The organism is Corallococcus sp. AS-1-6 (assembly GCF_020037015.1).
Lineage (GTDB): Bacteria > Myxococcota > Myxococcia > Myxococcales > Myxococcaceae > Corallococcus.
This window is the reverse complement of the sequence record NZ_JAIQDE010000018.1, coordinates 166,494-181,054: the sequence shown is the minus strand read 5'-3', so window position 1 is coordinate 181,054 and position 14,561 is coordinate 166,494. Positions and strand designations below refer to the sequence as shown.

Here is a 14,561-nt window from a genome sequence, read left to right as displayed (position 1 = left end):
CTGGAGGAGTGGAGCGGCGAGACGGCTCCCTTCGAAGGCGACGTGTCCTTCCACGCGCGCTTCGAACAGCAGGTGACTCGCACGCCCAAGGCACCCGCCGTGGTGATGGGCGACACGACGGTGTCGTTCCATCAGCTCAACGTGCGCGCGAACCAACTGGCGCACTACCTGCGCTCGCTGGGCGTGGGCCCGGATGTGCCGGTGGCCTTCTGCCTGGAGCGCTCGCCGGAGGCCATCGTCGCCATCCTGGGCATCCTCAAGGCGGGCGGAGCGTACGTGCCGCTCGACCCTTCGGCCCCCGAAGCGCGAAGGGCCTTCATCCTGGAGAACAGTGGCGCGACGGTGCTGCTCACCACCCAGGCGCAGGTGGAGTCGTGGCAGCCGGCGGTGCGGCAAGTGGTGCGGCTGGACACGGACTCGCGGCGCATCGAAGCGTCCTCGCCAGGCAACCCGCGAGTGGCCTTGCGGCCGGAGCATCTGGCCTACGTCATCTACACGTCGGGCTCCACGGGCACGCCCAAGGGCGTGATGATCCAGCACCGCTCGCTGGCGCACCTGCATCGTTCGCTGACGGAGGCCTGCTACCCGCAGGCGCCCAAGGTGATGCGGGTGAGCCTCAACGGGCCGCTCTACTTCGACGCCTCCGTGACGCAGTTGCTGTTGATGGCGGACGGCCACTGCCTGTGCATCGTCCCGGAGGCCGTGCGGCAGGATCCGGAGGCGATGCTCGCGTGGGTGGACCAGCGGCGCATCGACGCACTGGACTGCACGCCGTCGCTGTTCAAGCTGCTGCTGGACGCGGGCTTCCTGGAGCAGGCCCACGTGCCGGCCATCTGCTTCATCGGCGGTGAGGCCATGGACGAGGTGACGTGGCGCACGCTCGCGGCCACGGACCGCACGAGGGCCTACAACGCCTACGGCCCCACCGAGGGCACCGTGGCGTCCACCACCGAGTGCATCCAGCGCACCGCGCAGCCCACGCCCGTGATCGGCCGGCCCCTGCTCAACGTGAGTGTGTACGTGCTGGACGCGAACCTGAACCCCGTGTCCGTGGGCGTCCCGGGCGAGCTGTTCATCGCGGGCGAAGGCCTGGCGCGCGGTTACCGCAACCGGCCGGACCTCACGGCGGAGCGCTTCATCCCCCACCCGTTCAGCACGGTGCGCGGAGCCCGCCTCTACCGCACGGGCGACCGGGTCCGCTGGAAGCAGGACGGCACGCTGGACTTCATGGGGCGCGTGGACTTCCAGGTGAAGCTGCGCGGCTACCGCATCGAGCCGGGAGAGATCGAAACCGCGCTGCGCACGCACCCCGGCATCCGGGACGCGATGGTGCGGGTGCGCGAGGACGTGCCGGGCGTCCAACGCCTGGTGGCGTACGTGGCGCCGGAGGTGGACACCGCTCCGCTCCGAAGCCACCTCCAGCGCTCGCTGCCGGACTACATGGTCCCGGCCGCCTACGTCGCGCTGCCAGTCCTTCCGCTGACGCCCAACGGCAAGGTGGACCGAGCCGCACTGCCGGCTCCGGTGGAGGAAGCCGCGAACCCCGAAGCGAGGGTCGGCCCCAGGGACGAACGGGAAGCGATGCTCGAACGGCTCTGGGCCGAAGCCCTGGGCGTGTCCACCGTGGACGTGCGCACCAGCTTCTTCGAGCTGGGTGGGCACTCGCTGCTCGCGGTGCGGCTGATGGCGGCGGTGCACCGGGAGACGGGCCAGAAGCTCCCGCTGTCCACCCTCTTCCAGGCCCCCAGCGTGGAGCGGTTCGCGGTCCTGTTGGGTGAGTCCGGGCCGAAGCCTTTCACCCCGCTGGTGCCCTTCACGAACGAAGGCACGGGCACACCGTTCTTCTGCGTGCATCCGGTGGGAGGCCACGTGCTGGCGTACGCGGAGCTGGCGCGCAGGCTGGGACCGGCTCAGCCCTTCTACGGCCTCCAGGCGCGAGGACTCGACGGCACGGAGCAGCCGCTGGACACCGTGGAGGCCCTGGCCGCCAGCTACGTACGGGTGGTGCGTGGGGTCCAACCCCACGGCCCGTACCACCTGGGTGGCTGGTCCCTGGGCGGCGTCATCGCCTACGAGATGGCGCACCAGCTCCGCGAAGCGGGTGAAGTCGTGGAGCTGGTGGCGATGATCGACTCGTACGTGCCCCAGGCGGTGCCGGACTCGGAGCCGGACCTGGACCGCGCGCTGGCGGTGGGCCTGTTCGCGCAGGACCTGATGGGCGTGTCGCTGGCGGACCTGGACGTGGACACGGCGGAGCTGGAGCCGGAAGCAACGCTCACGAAGGTGCTGGAGTCCGCGGCCCGGTCCGGAGCGCTGCCGTCCGGAGTGGATGCCATGGCCCTCTTCGAGGTTTTCGAGGCGAACCTGGAAGCGGCCCGTCGCTACCACCCGCCCGCGATGGAGCAGCGCGTGTTGCGCATCCACGCGGAGGAGCGGGACGAAACCCGCCCCATCGACGGCGGCTGGGCGGCGCTGGTGGGCGAGCGGCTCGAATCGCACGAGCTGCCGGGCACCCACCACACGCTGCTGCGCGAGCCGATGGTGCAGTCCGTGGCGGAGCTGCTGGCGAAGGCGCTGCGCGACGCGGACACGAAGTAACAACGAAGAACCCCGCTCCCTCTCGTCGAGGGGGCGGGGTCCGTGAACCACGTCACCACTGCACGGTGACTACTTGTGCGCGTTCAGGTCCGGCTCGGACGCGGGCGCCTTGTCGGCGGGCACGTCGAAGAAGGTGCTGGGGCTGGCCGCGCGCGTCGGCGACATGTTGTTCTCCAGCGTCTCCGGCACGGGCGGCAGGGCGGCCGGCGTCATCTGCGCCTTGGCGGCGGCCTCGGCCTTGAGCTTCGCGTTCTTGCGGCGGCGGTACACGAAGTAGCCCACCGCCAGCACCGCCAGCGTCCCCATCACCACGACCTGGCCGTCCTTCAGCTTGCGGATGACCATGTCCAGCTCGCCACCGAAGTGGAACCCGAGCCACACGAACACCGGCGCGGACAGGAGCGCCGCCAGCCCGTCCCAGAAGATGAAGCGCCAGTACGACATGTGCACGGAGCCCGCGGTGAAGTACGTCACCGCGCGCACGCCCGGCATGAAGCGGGCGATCATCACGATCTTCTGGCCGTGCGTGACGAAGAGCGACTCCACCTTCGCCCGCTTCTCCGGCGTGACGATCTTCGAGAAGAACCCCCCACCCTTCGCCCCCGGGTCGCGCCCCAGCCGCGTGCCCAGCCGGCGCCCCGCCAGGTAGATGAGGCTGTCACCCACCAGGATTCCGAAGAACCCCACCGCCATCATCACCGGCAGGTCGGCCGCGCCCTTGTGCGCCAGGAACCCACCGAGGATGAGCGAGATGTCCTCCGGCAGCGGCACGCCCAGCCCGCATGCCACCAGGATGGCGAACACGGTCAGGTAGGCGAAGAGGCCCTGGGAGTTACCGAGCAGGTTGGTGAGCAGTTCTTCCACGCGTCGTTCCGTCCAATCACTTCCCGAAGGGCCGCTCGGCAACCACCCGGGCCAGCCCGTCCATCACCCAGCCAAGAACCGGGTGAAGCAGTTGAAAACTCCGGCCGCCCAGCTTCCCACCTCAAGCGCCCACGCCATACCCCGAAAGCCGTCGGCCCCATGTCTACCCACACCCACGGTGTGCGACAGCCTGGGAGCCCGGGGAGCCTTCAGGCGAGCACAGTAACCACCTCCGGTGCGGGTGGCAGGCCCGTTCATGCGTCCGGCCTCACGGCTGGAGCCCGGGGCCACCTGTCCGACAGTCGCTCAGGTTCCCGGGGCCCGCGCCACCAGCGTGCGCAGCATGTCCCGGTTGTCCCGGGCCTTCGCGCCGAAGTGGCTGACGATGCCCATCAACAACTTGATGCAGGCCTGCGGCTTCTGCGCGAGCAGCTTCTGGAAATCCGCCGCGCGGATCTCCAGCGCCATCACGTCCGTCTGGGCCGTGGCGGAGCACAGCCGCTCGCCCTTCTGCACGAGCGCCAGCTCGCCCAGGGGCTCCCCGGCGGTCACCTCGCCCAGGGGCACGTCCTCGCCCGAGGGGCTCCGGGCGCTCAGCCGCACCGTGCCCTCACCGACAATCAGCAGCGAGTCCCCCGGCTTGCCCTCGGTGAACAAGGCCGACCCCTTGGGGTAGGCACGCGACACGGCCGCCGCCGCGAAGATGGAGATGCCGGTGTCGGTGAAGCCCTTGAAGAGCGGACAAGCCTTCAGGGTCGTCTCGGGGGCGAGCGCCATGGGGTGTTCCTAACACGCACAACGCGGCCGCGTCAGCGGCTGGCGCGGTGTTCGGCGGCGGTGTGCACGTAGTGGAGGGCGGACTGCACCAGGAACTCACGTTCGCCGTCGTGAATGGGGCGCTTCACCTTGCCGGGCGAGCCCACCACCAGCGACCCGGGGGGAATCTTCGTCCCGGGCGTCAGGAGCGTGCCGGCGCCGATGATGCAGTCGTCCCCCACCTCCACGCCGTCCATCAGGATGGCGCCCATGCCCACCAGCACCCGGTTGCCCACGACGCACCCGTGAAGGATGACCCGGTGGCCCACCGTGCAGTCGTCGCCCACCGTCGTGGAGTCACCCTGGCTGGTGACGTGCACCATGGTGAGGTCCTGGATGTTGGTGCGCTTGCCGATGCGGATGGAGTTCACGTCCCCGCGCAGCACGGAGTTGAACCAGATGGACGAGTCCTCGCCCAGCTCCACGTCGCCCACCACCTGGGCGGAGTCCTCGATGAAGCAGCTCGGGTGGACGCGGGGGGACACCCCGCGAAACGGCTTCAACGGCATGGTGGCACCTCCGACGGCGGGACAGCGGCGGAAGCGTCAGGCCTCCGCGGGGACATGCAACGGCAGGGGCAGCTCCACCGGCGGCGGCGCCACGGTGGGGGCCTGGAGCACCGCCACCTGCTTGCCCGCGAGCTGGTTGGGCGTGGCGCGCTCCACGTGCACCGTCACGATGGAGCCCGCCGGCGCGTCGCCCTCGAAGTTCACCGTGCGGTTCTCCGGCGTGCGGCCGAAGCGCTTGGTGGCGTCGTAGCGCGAGCGGCCCTCCACCAGCACCTCCACGTCCAGGCCCACCTGCGCCTGGGTGTACTCGCCGCTGATGCGCCGCTGGAGCTTCTGCAGCCGCTCCAGCCGGGCCACCTTCACCTCGTGCGGGATGGGGCCCCAGTCCTTCTCGCGCAGCGCGGCGCCCGTCTTGGGGCGCGGGCTGTACACGAAGGAGAACTGGTTGTCGTACTTCACCCGCTCGGTGAGCTGCATCGTCATCTCGAACTCTTCCTCCGTCTCTCCGGGGAAGCCCACGATGATGTCCGTGGTGATGGCGATGCCGGGGCGCGCGGCGCGCAGCTTCTCCAGCCGCTCCATGTACTGCTCGACGGTGTAGTCGCGGCGCATCATCTTCAGGATGCGGTCGCTGCCGCACTGCACCGGCAGGTGGAAGTGCGGGGCGATCTTCGGCTGCACCCGGAACGCTTCGATGAGCTCGTCCGACAGGTCATGCGGGTGGCTCGTCGTGAAGCGCACGCGCTCGATGCCCGGCACCTCCGCGGTGCGCAGCAGCAACTGCGCGAAGCTGATGCCGCCCTGGTACGAGTTCACGTTCTGCCCGATGAGGGTGACCTCGCGCAGGCCCACGCCCGCCAGGTCCGCGACCTCGTTGAGCACCTGCGTGAACTCGCGGCTCACCTCGCGGCCACGGGTGTGCGGGACGATGCAGAACGAGCAGACGTTGTCGCAGCCCTTCATCACGGTGACGAACTCGGTCACCTTGCCGCGGGACGTCTCCGCGTCGGCGCGCGGGAAGACGTACTCCTCGGAGTCCACGAAGGCCGTCTCCACCACGCGCTCGCGGGCGTCCTGCACGCGGGCGATGACTTCCGGCAGCTTCGCGATGTTGTCCGGGCCGAAGACGAAGTCCAGGTACGGGACCTTCTTCAGCAGCTTGTCCTTCTCCTGCTGGGCCACGCAGCCGCCCACGCCCAGGATGGCGCCGCGGCTGGCCTTCACGGCGCGGTAGCGCCCCAGCGCGGACAGCATCTTGTCCTCGGCCTTCTCCCGGATGGAGCAGGTGTTGAGGATGATGAGGTCCGCGTTGTCCGGCTCCGGCGTGGGGACGTAGGACATCTTCGACAACGCCTCGCTCATGCGGAGCGAGTCGTTGACGTTCATCTGGCAGCCGAAGGTGTGGATGAAGTAGCGCTTCATGGGTGGGCCTTGAAGGAAAACGGGCCGTTATGGAACGCCCGGACGCGGAATGCAACCGGGCGGGCACGCCGGGTCATCCCCGGTTGAGCACCTTCTGGAGCCGGGTGTGCAGGGCCACCAGCTCCGCCTCGCGCTCCCGGAGCAGGGCCACCGTCTCCACGCCGTAGCGCCGGCCCAGGGCGTCCGTCTCCCGCTCCTGCTTCACCAGCTCGTCCCGGACGCGCTTGCCCACCTCGTCCACCTCCGGCCCGGAGCGGGCCTCCAGCTCCGTCAGCTTCGAGCGCAGCCGCTGCACGGTCCACCGCCGCCCGCCAAAGGCCCGGAGCACGGCGCTCCCCCACTCCGCCGCCTTCACGTCCAGGCCGCTCGCCTCCAGCGCCGCCTTCGCCGCGCCGGCCATGGCCTCCGGGGCGGCGTCCGCCTCCACGTGCGACAGGAAGGTCTCCTGGTAGCGGACCAACTGCTCGAGCAGCGCCTTGTCCACCGGCCGGGACGCCATGCGCAGCGTGCGGTCGTCGGCGGCGTCGAAGTCCGGACCGGTCTCCACGTTGGGGACGTCCTGGTAGTCGTCGAAGAAGGACGGGGCCATGGGGGGCGCTCCTCGGGTGCGAAGGGGTTTTCAGACGGGGACGAGCTGTTCCGCGATGCGGGCCAGGTCCGACACGGAGGTGACGACCACGGCCTGGGTGCAGTGCTTCTCGTAGGTGAGCATCTCGCTGTCGCCGATGCCCCAGTTGCCCCGGTCCTCGGGGCTGATCCACAGCACGCGCTTCGCCTTGCGCTTCAGGTCCTTCAGGGCCCAGGCGTTGCTCGCGTTGTAGTTGTTGCGGCCGTCACCGATGATCATCACGGTGGTGCGGCGCGTGATGCTGCCCAGGTGGTCGCGCGTGAAGTCCGCCAGCGCGCGGCCGTAGTTGGAGTTGGAGCTCATGGACACGGTGCGCCCGGCCGTCGCCGCGTCGATGGCCTCGCTCACGTCCAGGTCCTTGAAGAACTGGGTGACTTCGCCCACGTCGGACACGAAGACGAACGAGCGCACGCGCACGAACAGCGACTGCAGCGTGTGCATGAACAGCAGCATCATCCGGGACGCGTTGCGCACGGAGTCGGACACGTCGCAGAGCACCACCAGCTCCGGACGCTCCGGCCGGCGGGTGCGGAACACGGGCACCATGGGGATGCCGTCCCACGGCATGTTCCGGCGCAGCGTGCGCTGGGCGTGGAGCGACCCGCGCCGGTGCGAGCGCTGCTTGCGGATCATCCGGCTCTTGAGCTTCTCCGCCAGCGTGCGGACGGCGGCCTCCATCTGGTCCACCTCCGCCTGCGTGAGCAGGTGCAGCGGCTTCTCCGTGACGGAGTCCGTGCGGCGGCGGATGCGCGCCTCGGACTGACGCTTCACCTCCGCGCGAGCGGCCTCTTCAATCTTGCGCATGGCCGCGGCCACGTGGCGCGAGACGATCTCCACGCCCTCCGCGTGCAGCCCGCGGGCCTTGAGCTCGTCCTCCAGCGACTTGAGGTCGGAGCGCGCCCGCTCCATGCCCGCGCCCGCGAGCATCCGCCGCGTGAAGAACCCCGTCTGCAGCGGGCTCTCCAGTTGCCCCAGGTCCAGTTGGAGCGACGCCTGACGGAAGATCTGCGCCAGCCGCGCGCGGTCACCCGCGAGGATGGCCTGCGCCAGCGGGGACATCTCCGGCGCCAGCAGGTTCATCTGGTTGATGACCATCTTCAAGAGGTCGCCTTCCAGGTAGCCCTCTTCCTCCAACTGCTTCGCCAGCGACTGGTCGATGGCCTCGAACGTGCGGGCCGCGCCGGAGAAGAAGAAGTCGAACGCGCGGCGGAACGTCTCCACGTCCAGCTCGCGCTTCACCAGCGTGGTGCGCAGCACGGAGCGGAACAGGTTCCGGTCCTCGACCCCCACCTCCGCCGTGGCGCGGAGCGCGTCCTGCACCTCGGACGTGCTGACGCGCACGCCGTTCTGGCGGAGGACCTCGGCGAATTCGACGATGCGGGCGTCCATGGCGCGTCAGGCTCCCCGTTCGAAGGACATCACCGCTTCCACGTGGTGCGTCTGCGGGAACATGTCCACCACCTGGAGCGCCACGGGCTTGTAACCGGCCTCCACCAGCCCCGCCGCGTCGCGCGCCAGCGAGGCCGGGTCGCACGCCACGTAGACGACCCGGCGCACGTTCAGCGCGCGCATCCACTTCGCCAGCCCCGGCGCCCCGGCGCGAGGCGGATCCGCGAGGCACAGGTCGAACGAGCGCCCCTCCGCCACCAGCCCGTCGCACACCTTGCGCGCGTCGCCCTGGACGAAGCGCACGTTGGCCACGCCGGCCTCCCGAGCGCTCCGCTGCGCCAGCTCCACGCCCACCGGGGACGACTCCACGCCCAGCACCGACCCGGCCGTGCCGGCCAGCGGGAACGTGAAGTTGCCGTTGCCGGAGTACAGCTCCAGCACGGAGTCCGTCTCCTGCGCGCCCAGCTCGTACAGGGCCGCCGTGACGAGCCCCACGTTGGCCTCCGCGTGCGCCTGCGCGAACGCATCCGGCCGCAGGTACACCGGCACCTCGGGGCGCAGCGGGGACAGCGAGCGCAGCACGGGCCGGCCGATGAGCCGCGCCGAGCCCTCCCTGGGCACCAGCACCGCGCCCTCCAGCCGCAGGGCCCGGACCGCGCCTTCCGCCGCCTCCAGGTGCCGCGCCGTCACCGGGCCGCCCAGGTTCACCGCGAACGCGGCCTTGTCGCCCTCGGCCAGCAGCAGCACCTCCTCGGTGTCCCTGGCCAGCGGCTTGAGCAGCGGGGCCAGCTTCCCGGGCAGCGCCGTGAGCGCGGGCGTGAGCGCGGGGCAGACATCCACCGGGATGCGCTCGTGCGTGCGCCGGCCGAAGTAGCCGAGCGCCCCCTTCCCCGCCCCGTGCAGCACCGCGCGGCGGCGGTAGCCCCAGTCCCGGGGCGCCACCATCAACGGCCGCACGGTGAAGGCCGTGCGCTTCAGGTGGCCCAGGTGCTCCAGCGTGGAGAGGACGATCTCCTGCTTCGCGGACCGCTGCGCCGGGACGGACAGCTCCAGCCAGTCGCAGCCGCCGCACGCGTCGGACAGGACGCAGCGCGACGGCACGCGCTCCGCTCCGTCCGTCAGCACCTGGCCCAGCAGGCCGCGCAGGACCTTGCCCTGGGCCTCCAGGCGGACGCGCACGGTGTCGCCGGGGAAGGCGCCGGGCACGAAGACGGTGCGGCCCTCCCACTGGGCCACGCCTTCGCCCAACTGGCCCAGCCGCTCAATCGTCAGTTCAATGGGGGATTCGGGCAGCGTCGTCATCGCAGGCGCACTCGCGGGGGCCGCCTGGGCGGGGCCGCCCTACTTCCGGGTCGCGCTGCCACGCTCGTCCGCCGGCAGGGCTTCCCGCAGGCGCTCCACGAACGCTTCGATGCGCGACCGCTTCTCGTCGTCAACGTCCAGGAACTCCACCGCCATCCCCGGGACCTCGGACCCCGGCGTCCCCTGGGGAGTCGTGCGGGTCACCTTCCCGGACAGGTCCACCGGGAAGCTGGCCCCCGGCAGCGACACCAACAGGCGCACCACCGTGCCCACGGGCAGCGGCTGCGGCGTGTTGATGTAGAGCCCGCCGCGCGACAGGTTCACCGCCCAGTCCGTCACGAAGCCCGCCACCGTGCGGTACGCCACGGGCAGCTCATGGTCGATGCGGTGCGCGCGAGGCGCGGGGACGGGCTTCTCCGAAGTGTCGGACATGCGGTGCTCCGTTCTCCGGGAGACGGTGGCTTCCGTCTCGTCTCCAGAACTGGAGGGAGAGACGGAAGCGCACCCTAGCACCCAACGTCAGGCCTGGAACTTCATCTCGCGCAGGTCGGGCGCGATCTTCAGCTTCGGCTCGGTGAGCTGCTGCACCCGTTCCACCGTCAGTCCGGGTGCCAGCTCGCGCAGGACCAGGCCCTCCGGCGTCACGTCGATGAAGGCGTGGTCCGTGACGATGTGGTGCACGCACTTGAGGCCGGTCAGCGGCAGCGAGCACTTCTTCAAGATCTTGGGCTGCCCGTCCTTGTTGGCGTGCTCCATGGCCACGTAGATGCGCTTCGCACCCACGGCCAGGTCCATGGCGCCGCCCATGCCCTTCACCATCTTGCCGGGGATCATCCAGTTGGCCAGGTCACCCGCTTCGCTGACCTCCATGGCGCCCAGCACGGCCAGGTCGATGTGGCCGCCGCGGATCATCCCGAAGGACAGCGCGGAGTCGAAGAAGGCGGAGCCCTTCACCACCGTCACCGTCTCCTTGCCCGCGTTGATGAGGTCCGGGTCCTCGCTCCCCTCCTCCGGGTACGGCCCGATGCCGAGCAGGCCGTTCTCCGACTGGAGCACCACCTCCACCCCGTGCGGGATAAAGTTGGGCACGAGCGTGGGGATGCCGATGCCCAGGTTCACGTAGAAGCCGTCCTTCAGCTCCTGGGCGATGCGCTGCGCGATCTGTTCACGAGTCAGGGGCATGGCTCAGGACGCCTTCTTGCGGACGGTCCGCCGCTCGATCCACTTCTGGAGGTTCTGCGCCTGCACGATGCGGTGCACGAAGATGCTCGGGATGTGCACCTGATCCGGGTCGATCTCCCCCGGCTGCACGATGTGCTCCGCCTGCACGATGGTGACCTTGGCGGCCATGCACATCATGGGCGTGAAGTTCCGCGCCGTCTTGTGGAACACCAGGTTGCCCCAGGTGTCCGCCTTCCAGGCGTGGACGATGGCGAAGTCCGCCTTCAGCGGCGTCTCCAGGACGTGGAGGCGCCCGTCGATCATCCGCGTCTCCTTGCCCTCCGCCACCTGGGTGCCCGCGCCCGTCGGCGTGAAGAACCCGCCGATGCCGCAGCCCCCGGCGCGGATGCGCTCCGCGAGCGTGCCCTGGGGGTTCAGCTCCACCTCCAGCTCCCCGGAGAGGAACTGCCGCTCGAACTCCTTGTTCTCCCCCACGTAGCTGGCGACCATCTTCTTCACCTGCTTGTTCTGCAGGAGGATGCCCAGCCCCAGCTCCGTGGTGCCGCAGTTGTTGGAGATGATGGTGAGGCCCTTCACGTTCTTCTTGTGCAGGGCCGTGATGAGGTTCTCGGGGTTGCCGCACAGCCCGAACCCACCACTCATGAGGGTGATGTTGTCCGGGATGTCGGCGACCGCCTCATCCGCGCTCGCGTAGACCTTGTTCATGCGGGCGGTGTCCTCTTCAGCGCTCGACCATCAGCGCGATGCCTTCGCCGCCGCCGATGCAGAGCGACGCCACGCCGCGCTTCTTGTCCTGGTCCTTCATCGTCTGGAGCAGCGTGACGAGCACGCGGGCGCCGGACGCGCCAATGGGGTGGCCCAGCACCACCGCGCCGCCGCGCACGTTCACCTTGGACGGGTCCAGGCCGAGGATCTTGTTGTTGGCGATGGACACCACGGAGAAGGCCTCGTTGATCTCCCAGAGGTCCACGTCCTTGGCCGTCACGTTCTGCTTCTTGAGCAGCGTGTTGATGGCGTCCGCCGGCGCGATGGTGAACTCCACCGGCTTGCGGGCGGCCTGCGCGTAGCCCTTCACGCGGCCCAGGATGGTGCGGCCTTCGGCCTTCGCCTTCTCCTCGCTCATCAGCACCAGCGCCGCGGCGCCGTCGTTGATGGAGGACGCGTTGGCGGCCGTCACGGTGCCGTCCTTCTTGAACACCGGCTTCAGGCCCGGGATCTTGTCCGGCTTGGCGTTCTTGGGGCCCTCGTCCTCGGAGACGGTGGTGAACTCATCCGGCTTCTTGCCCGGAATCTGGACGGGGACGATCTCCGCGGCGAACAGGCCCTCCTTCTGGGCCTGGATGGCGCGGCGCGTGGACTCCAGCGCGAACTCGTCCTGCTGCGCGCGGCTGATGCCCTGCGTGGTGGCGCACTCCTCGGCGCAGATGCCCATGTGGACGTTGCCGTACACGTCCCAGAGGCCGTCGTTGATCATCGCGTCCTTGAACTCCACGTTCCCCATGCGGGCGCCGCCGCGCATGGTGTGGCTGAGGTAGGGCGCGTTGGACATGGACTCCATGCCGCCCGCGACGATGACGTCCGCGTCACCCAGGGCGATGGACTGCGCCGCCGCGATGACCGTCTTCAGGCCGGAGCCACAGACCTTGTTCAGCGTGACGGCCGGGACGGAGTCCGGGAGGCCGGCGAACAGGGCCGCCTGACGCGCGGGGGCCTGGCCCACGCCCGCCTGGAGGACGCAGCCCATGATGACCTCCTGCACGGCCTCCGGCTTCACGCCCGCGCGCTCCAGCGCCGCCTTGATGGCGATGGCGCCCAACTGCGGAGCGGTGAGCTTGGACAGCGCTCCCTGGAAGGAGCCGATGGGGGTACGGGCCGCGCCCACGATGACGACTTCACGAGCCATGGAATTGCCTCCTGGAGAGGGAACCGTCTGTAAAAGAGAAAAGCGCCGGAAAGGCACTTATCACGGGCGCTTTCCGCTGAATCAAATGGAAACGGCCGGGCTCCCCCTGGGGAACCCGGCCGCTATTCACGTCAGGACGTTGGGCTGATTACTTCTTCAGCTTGGAGGCCATGACGTCGCCCAGGCGGGCCTTGGAACCCTCGGCCTGCTTGCGCAGGTACTCGCGGTAGTCCTCGCCCTCGCCGATGAGCGCCTTGATGGACAGCGCCACCTTGCGGTCCGGGGTGTTGATGTCGATGAGCTTGACCTCGACCTCCTGGCCCTCCTGCACCACGTCGCGGGGGTTCTCCACACGCTCTTCCTTCAGCTCGGAGACGTGGACGAGGCCCTCGATGCCCGGCTCGATCTCCACGAACGCGCCGAAGTCGGTGACCTTGGTGACCTTGCCCTTCACGCGGCTGCCCACCGGCAGGCGCTCGGACAGCGTCTCCCAGGGGTCCGGCTGGAGCTGCTTGATGCCCAGGCTGAAGCGCTCGTTCTCGACGTCGATGTTGAGGACCACCGCCTCGACCTCGTCGCCCTTCTTGAACATCTCGCCCGGGTGCTTGATGCGCTGGGTCCAGGAGATGTCGGACACGTGCACCAGGCCGTCCACGCCCTCCTCGACGCCGACGAACACGCCGAAGTCGGTGACGTTGCGGATCTGGCCCTTGATGACGGAGCCGATCGGGTACTTGTCCTCGAGCAGCGTCCAGGGGTTCTGCTCGATCTGCTTCATGCCCAGCGCGATGCGCTTGGCCTTCGGATCGATGTCGAGGACGACGGCCTCCACCGTCTGGCCGACCTCCAGGATCTTGGACGGGTGCTTGAGGCGCTTGGTCCAGGACATCTCGGACACGTGCACCAGGCCCTCCACGCCCTGCTCGATCTCGATGAACGCGCCGTAGTCCGTGATGGACACGACCTTGCCGGCGACGCGGGTGCCGACGGGGTACTTCTCGTCGGCGCGGTGCCACGGGTCCTCCTGGATCTGCTTGAGGCCCAGGCTGACGCGCTCCTGCGCGGGGTCGAACTTGAGGACGACGACGCGCACTTCGTCACCGACGTTGAACATCTCGCTGGGGTGACCGATGCGGCCCCAGGACATGTCGGTGATGTGGAGCAGACCGTCGATGCCGCCGAGGTCGATGAAGGCGCCGTAGTCCGTGAGGTTCTTGACCACGCCCTTGAGGACCGCACCCTCCTTGAGGTTCTTGAGGGTCTCCTTCTTCATCTCCTCGCGCTGCTTCTCCAGCAGCACGCGGCGAGAGAGGACGATGTTGCCGCGCTTCTTGTTGAACTTGATGACCTTGAACTCGAATTCCTTCGAGATGTACTGGTCAAGGTTGCGCACAGGGCGGATGTCGACCTGGGAGCCAGGGAGGAACGCCTTCACGCCGATGTCGACGGAGAGGCCGCCCTTCACGCGTCCGACGATGGTGCCCTTGACGATCTCATCACGCTCGCACGCGGCGGAGATCTCGTCCCAGATGCGCATCTTGTCGGCCTTCTCCTTGGAGAGGACGACCATGCCGGTGTCGTTCTCGCGGCTCTCCAGGAGGACCTCGACGGGGTCACCGGACTTGACGGTGACTTCCCCGCGGGGATTGGTGAACTCGGAGATCGGGACCTGGCCCTCGGACTTGTAGCCGATGTCCACGATCGCGAAATCCTTCGTCACCTGCACGACCGTGCCCTTGACGATCTCGCCTTCCTTCAGGATTCCGTCGCCGCCACGCTCCTTGAGCGAGGCCTCGAACATCGCCGCGAAGTCTTCGTCACCGCCGTCGATCTGCTGGTTCACGTTCTGCTGCATGAAGTGGAAGTCCTTGGAACGGTACAACTGCCCCCTGTTTGAATGGGTGCGCGGCCGCCTGCGGGGAGCGACGGGAAACCGCGGGTGTCCCCT

Annotated in this window: 13 protein-coding genes; 1 reads left to right on the top strand and 12 read right to left on the bottom strand. The window is 69.0% G+C overall.

Annotated features, from left to right (window positions below):
* Window positions 1-2,598: amino acid adenylation domain-containing protein (locus tag K8612_RS24240; RefSeq protein WP_223764032.1), on the top strand; the 2,598-nt coding region annotated here is incomplete at its 5' end.
* Between the two features lie 69 nt (window positions 2,599-2,667).
* Here K8612_RS24240 and K8612_RS24235 read toward each other — a convergent pair.
* The 12 genes from K8612_RS24235 to K8612_RS24180 form a co-directional block, all read right to left on the bottom strand.
* Window positions 2,668-3,462 (bottom strand): DedA family protein, encoded by a 795-nt coding sequence (locus K8612_RS24235; RefSeq protein WP_223764031.1) that lies wholly within the window; start codon window positions 3,460-3,462, stop codon window positions 2,668-2,670.
* 306 nt (window positions 3,463-3,768) lie between these two features.
* Window positions 3,769-4,239: a cyclic nucleotide-binding domain-containing protein gene (locus K8612_RS24230; RefSeq protein WP_223743104.1), complete on the bottom strand. Its 471-nt coding sequence runs from the start codon at window positions 4,237-4,239 to the stop codon at window positions 3,769-3,771.
* A 32-nt stretch (window positions 4,240-4,271) separates the two neighbouring features.
* A complete protein-coding gene (locus tag K8612_RS24225; RefSeq protein WP_207056925.1) occupies window positions 4,272-4,787 on the bottom strand; it encodes a gamma carbonic anhydrase family protein in 516 nt (171 codons plus the stop codon).
* A 36-nt stretch (window positions 4,788-4,823) separates the two neighbouring features.
* A complete protein-coding gene (gene miaB, locus K8612_RS24220) occupies window positions 4,824-6,209 on the bottom strand; it encodes a tRNA (N6-isopentenyl adenosine(37)-C2)-methylthiotransferase MiaB (RefSeq protein WP_223764030.1) in 1,386 nt (461 codons plus the stop codon).
* A 73-nt stretch (window positions 6,210-6,282) separates the two neighbouring features.
* The gene (locus tag K8612_RS24215; RefSeq protein ID WP_223764029.1) at window positions 6,283-6,798 is read right to left on the bottom strand and encodes a hypothetical protein; all 516 of its coding nucleotides are present in this window, start codon (window positions 6,796-6,798) and stop codon (window positions 6,283-6,285) included.
* A 30-nt stretch (window positions 6,799-6,828) separates the two neighbouring features.
* Window positions 6,829-8,226 carry a VWA domain-containing protein gene (locus K8612_RS24210; protein WP_223764028.1) on the bottom strand — a complete coding sequence of 466 codons (1,398 nt, stop codon included), beginning with the start codon at window positions 8,224-8,226 and terminating at the stop codon, window positions 6,829-6,831.
* 6 nt (window positions 8,227-8,232) lie between these two features.
* Entirely contained in the window at window positions 8,233-9,528 is a 1,296-nt protein-coding gene (locus K8612_RS24205; protein ID WP_223764027.1) for a class I SAM-dependent RNA methyltransferase, read from the bottom strand.
* 39 nt (window positions 9,529-9,567) lie between these two features.
* Entirely contained in the window at window positions 9,568-9,960 is a 393-nt protein-coding gene (locus tag K8612_RS24200; RefSeq protein ID WP_120621468.1) for a TIGR02266 family protein, read from the bottom strand.
* Between the two features lie 87 nt (window positions 9,961-10,047).
* Window positions 10,048-10,710, bottom strand: a complete 663-nt coding sequence (locus tag K8612_RS24195) for a CoA transferase subunit B (protein ID WP_223764026.1) — start codon at window positions 10,708-10,710, stop codon at window positions 10,048-10,050.
* A 3-nt stretch (window positions 10,711-10,713) separates the two neighbouring features.
* Window positions 10,714-11,415, bottom strand: coding sequence for a CoA transferase subunit A (locus K8612_RS24190; protein ID WP_120552348.1), 702 nt, complete (start codon window positions 11,413-11,415; stop codon window positions 10,714-10,716).
* 16 nt (window positions 11,416-11,431) lie between these two features.
* Entirely contained in the window at window positions 11,432-12,613 is a 1,182-nt protein-coding gene (locus K8612_RS24185; RefSeq protein WP_223743097.1) for a thiolase family protein, read from the bottom strand.
* Window positions 12,614-12,761: 148 nt separating this feature from the next.
* Window positions 12,762-14,468, bottom strand: a complete 1,707-nt coding sequence (locus K8612_RS24180) for a 30S ribosomal protein S1 (protein WP_014397002.1) — start codon at window positions 14,466-14,468, stop codon at window positions 12,762-12,764.
* Between the last annotated feature and the right edge of the window lie 93 nt (window positions 14,469-14,561).

Excerpts from the sequence above, each read along its gene's own strand:
- K8612_RS24190 (WP_120552348.1), bottom strand. The coding sequence starts at position 11,415 with ATGAACAAGGTCTACGCGAGCGCGGATGAGGCGGTCGCCGACATCCCG.
- K8612_RS24180 (WP_014397002.1), bottom strand. The coding sequence starts at position 14,468 with ATGCAGCAGAACGTGAACCAGCAGATCGACGGCGGTGACGAAGACTTC.
- K8612_RS24215 (WP_223764029.1), bottom strand. The coding sequence starts at position 6,798 with ATGGCCCCGTCCTTCTTCGACGACTACCAGGACGTCCCCAACGTGGAG.
- K8612_RS24230 (WP_223743104.1), bottom strand. The coding sequence starts at position 4,239 with ATGGCGCTCGCCCCCGAGACGACCCTGAAGGCTTGTCCGCTCTTCAAG.
- K8612_RS24210 (WP_223764028.1), bottom strand. The coding sequence starts at position 8,226 with ATGGACGCCCGCATCGTCGAATTCGCCGAGGTCCTCCGCCAGAACGGC.
- K8612_RS24200 (WP_120621468.1), bottom strand. The coding sequence starts at position 9,960 with ATGTCCGACACTTCGGAGAAGCCCGTCCCCGCGCCTCGCGCGCACCGC.
- K8612_RS24205 (WP_223764027.1), bottom strand. The coding sequence starts at position 9,528 with ATGACGACGCTGCCCGAATCCCCCATTGAACTGACGATTGAGCGGCTG.
- K8612_RS24185 (WP_223743097.1), bottom strand. The coding sequence starts at position 12,613 with ATGGCTCGTGAAGTCGTCATCGTGGGCGCGGCCCGTACCCCCATCGGC.
- K8612_RS24195 (WP_223764026.1), bottom strand. The coding sequence starts at position 10,710 with ATGCCCCTGACTCGTGAACAGATCGCGCAGCGCATCGCCCAGGAGCTG.
- miaB (WP_223764030.1), bottom strand. The coding sequence starts at position 6,209 with ATGAAGCGCTACTTCATCCACACCTTCGGCTGCCAGATGAACGTCAAC.
- K8612_RS24225 (WP_207056925.1), bottom strand. The coding sequence starts at position 4,787 with ATGCCGTTGAAGCCGTTTCGCGGGGTGTCCCCCCGCGTCCACCCGAGC.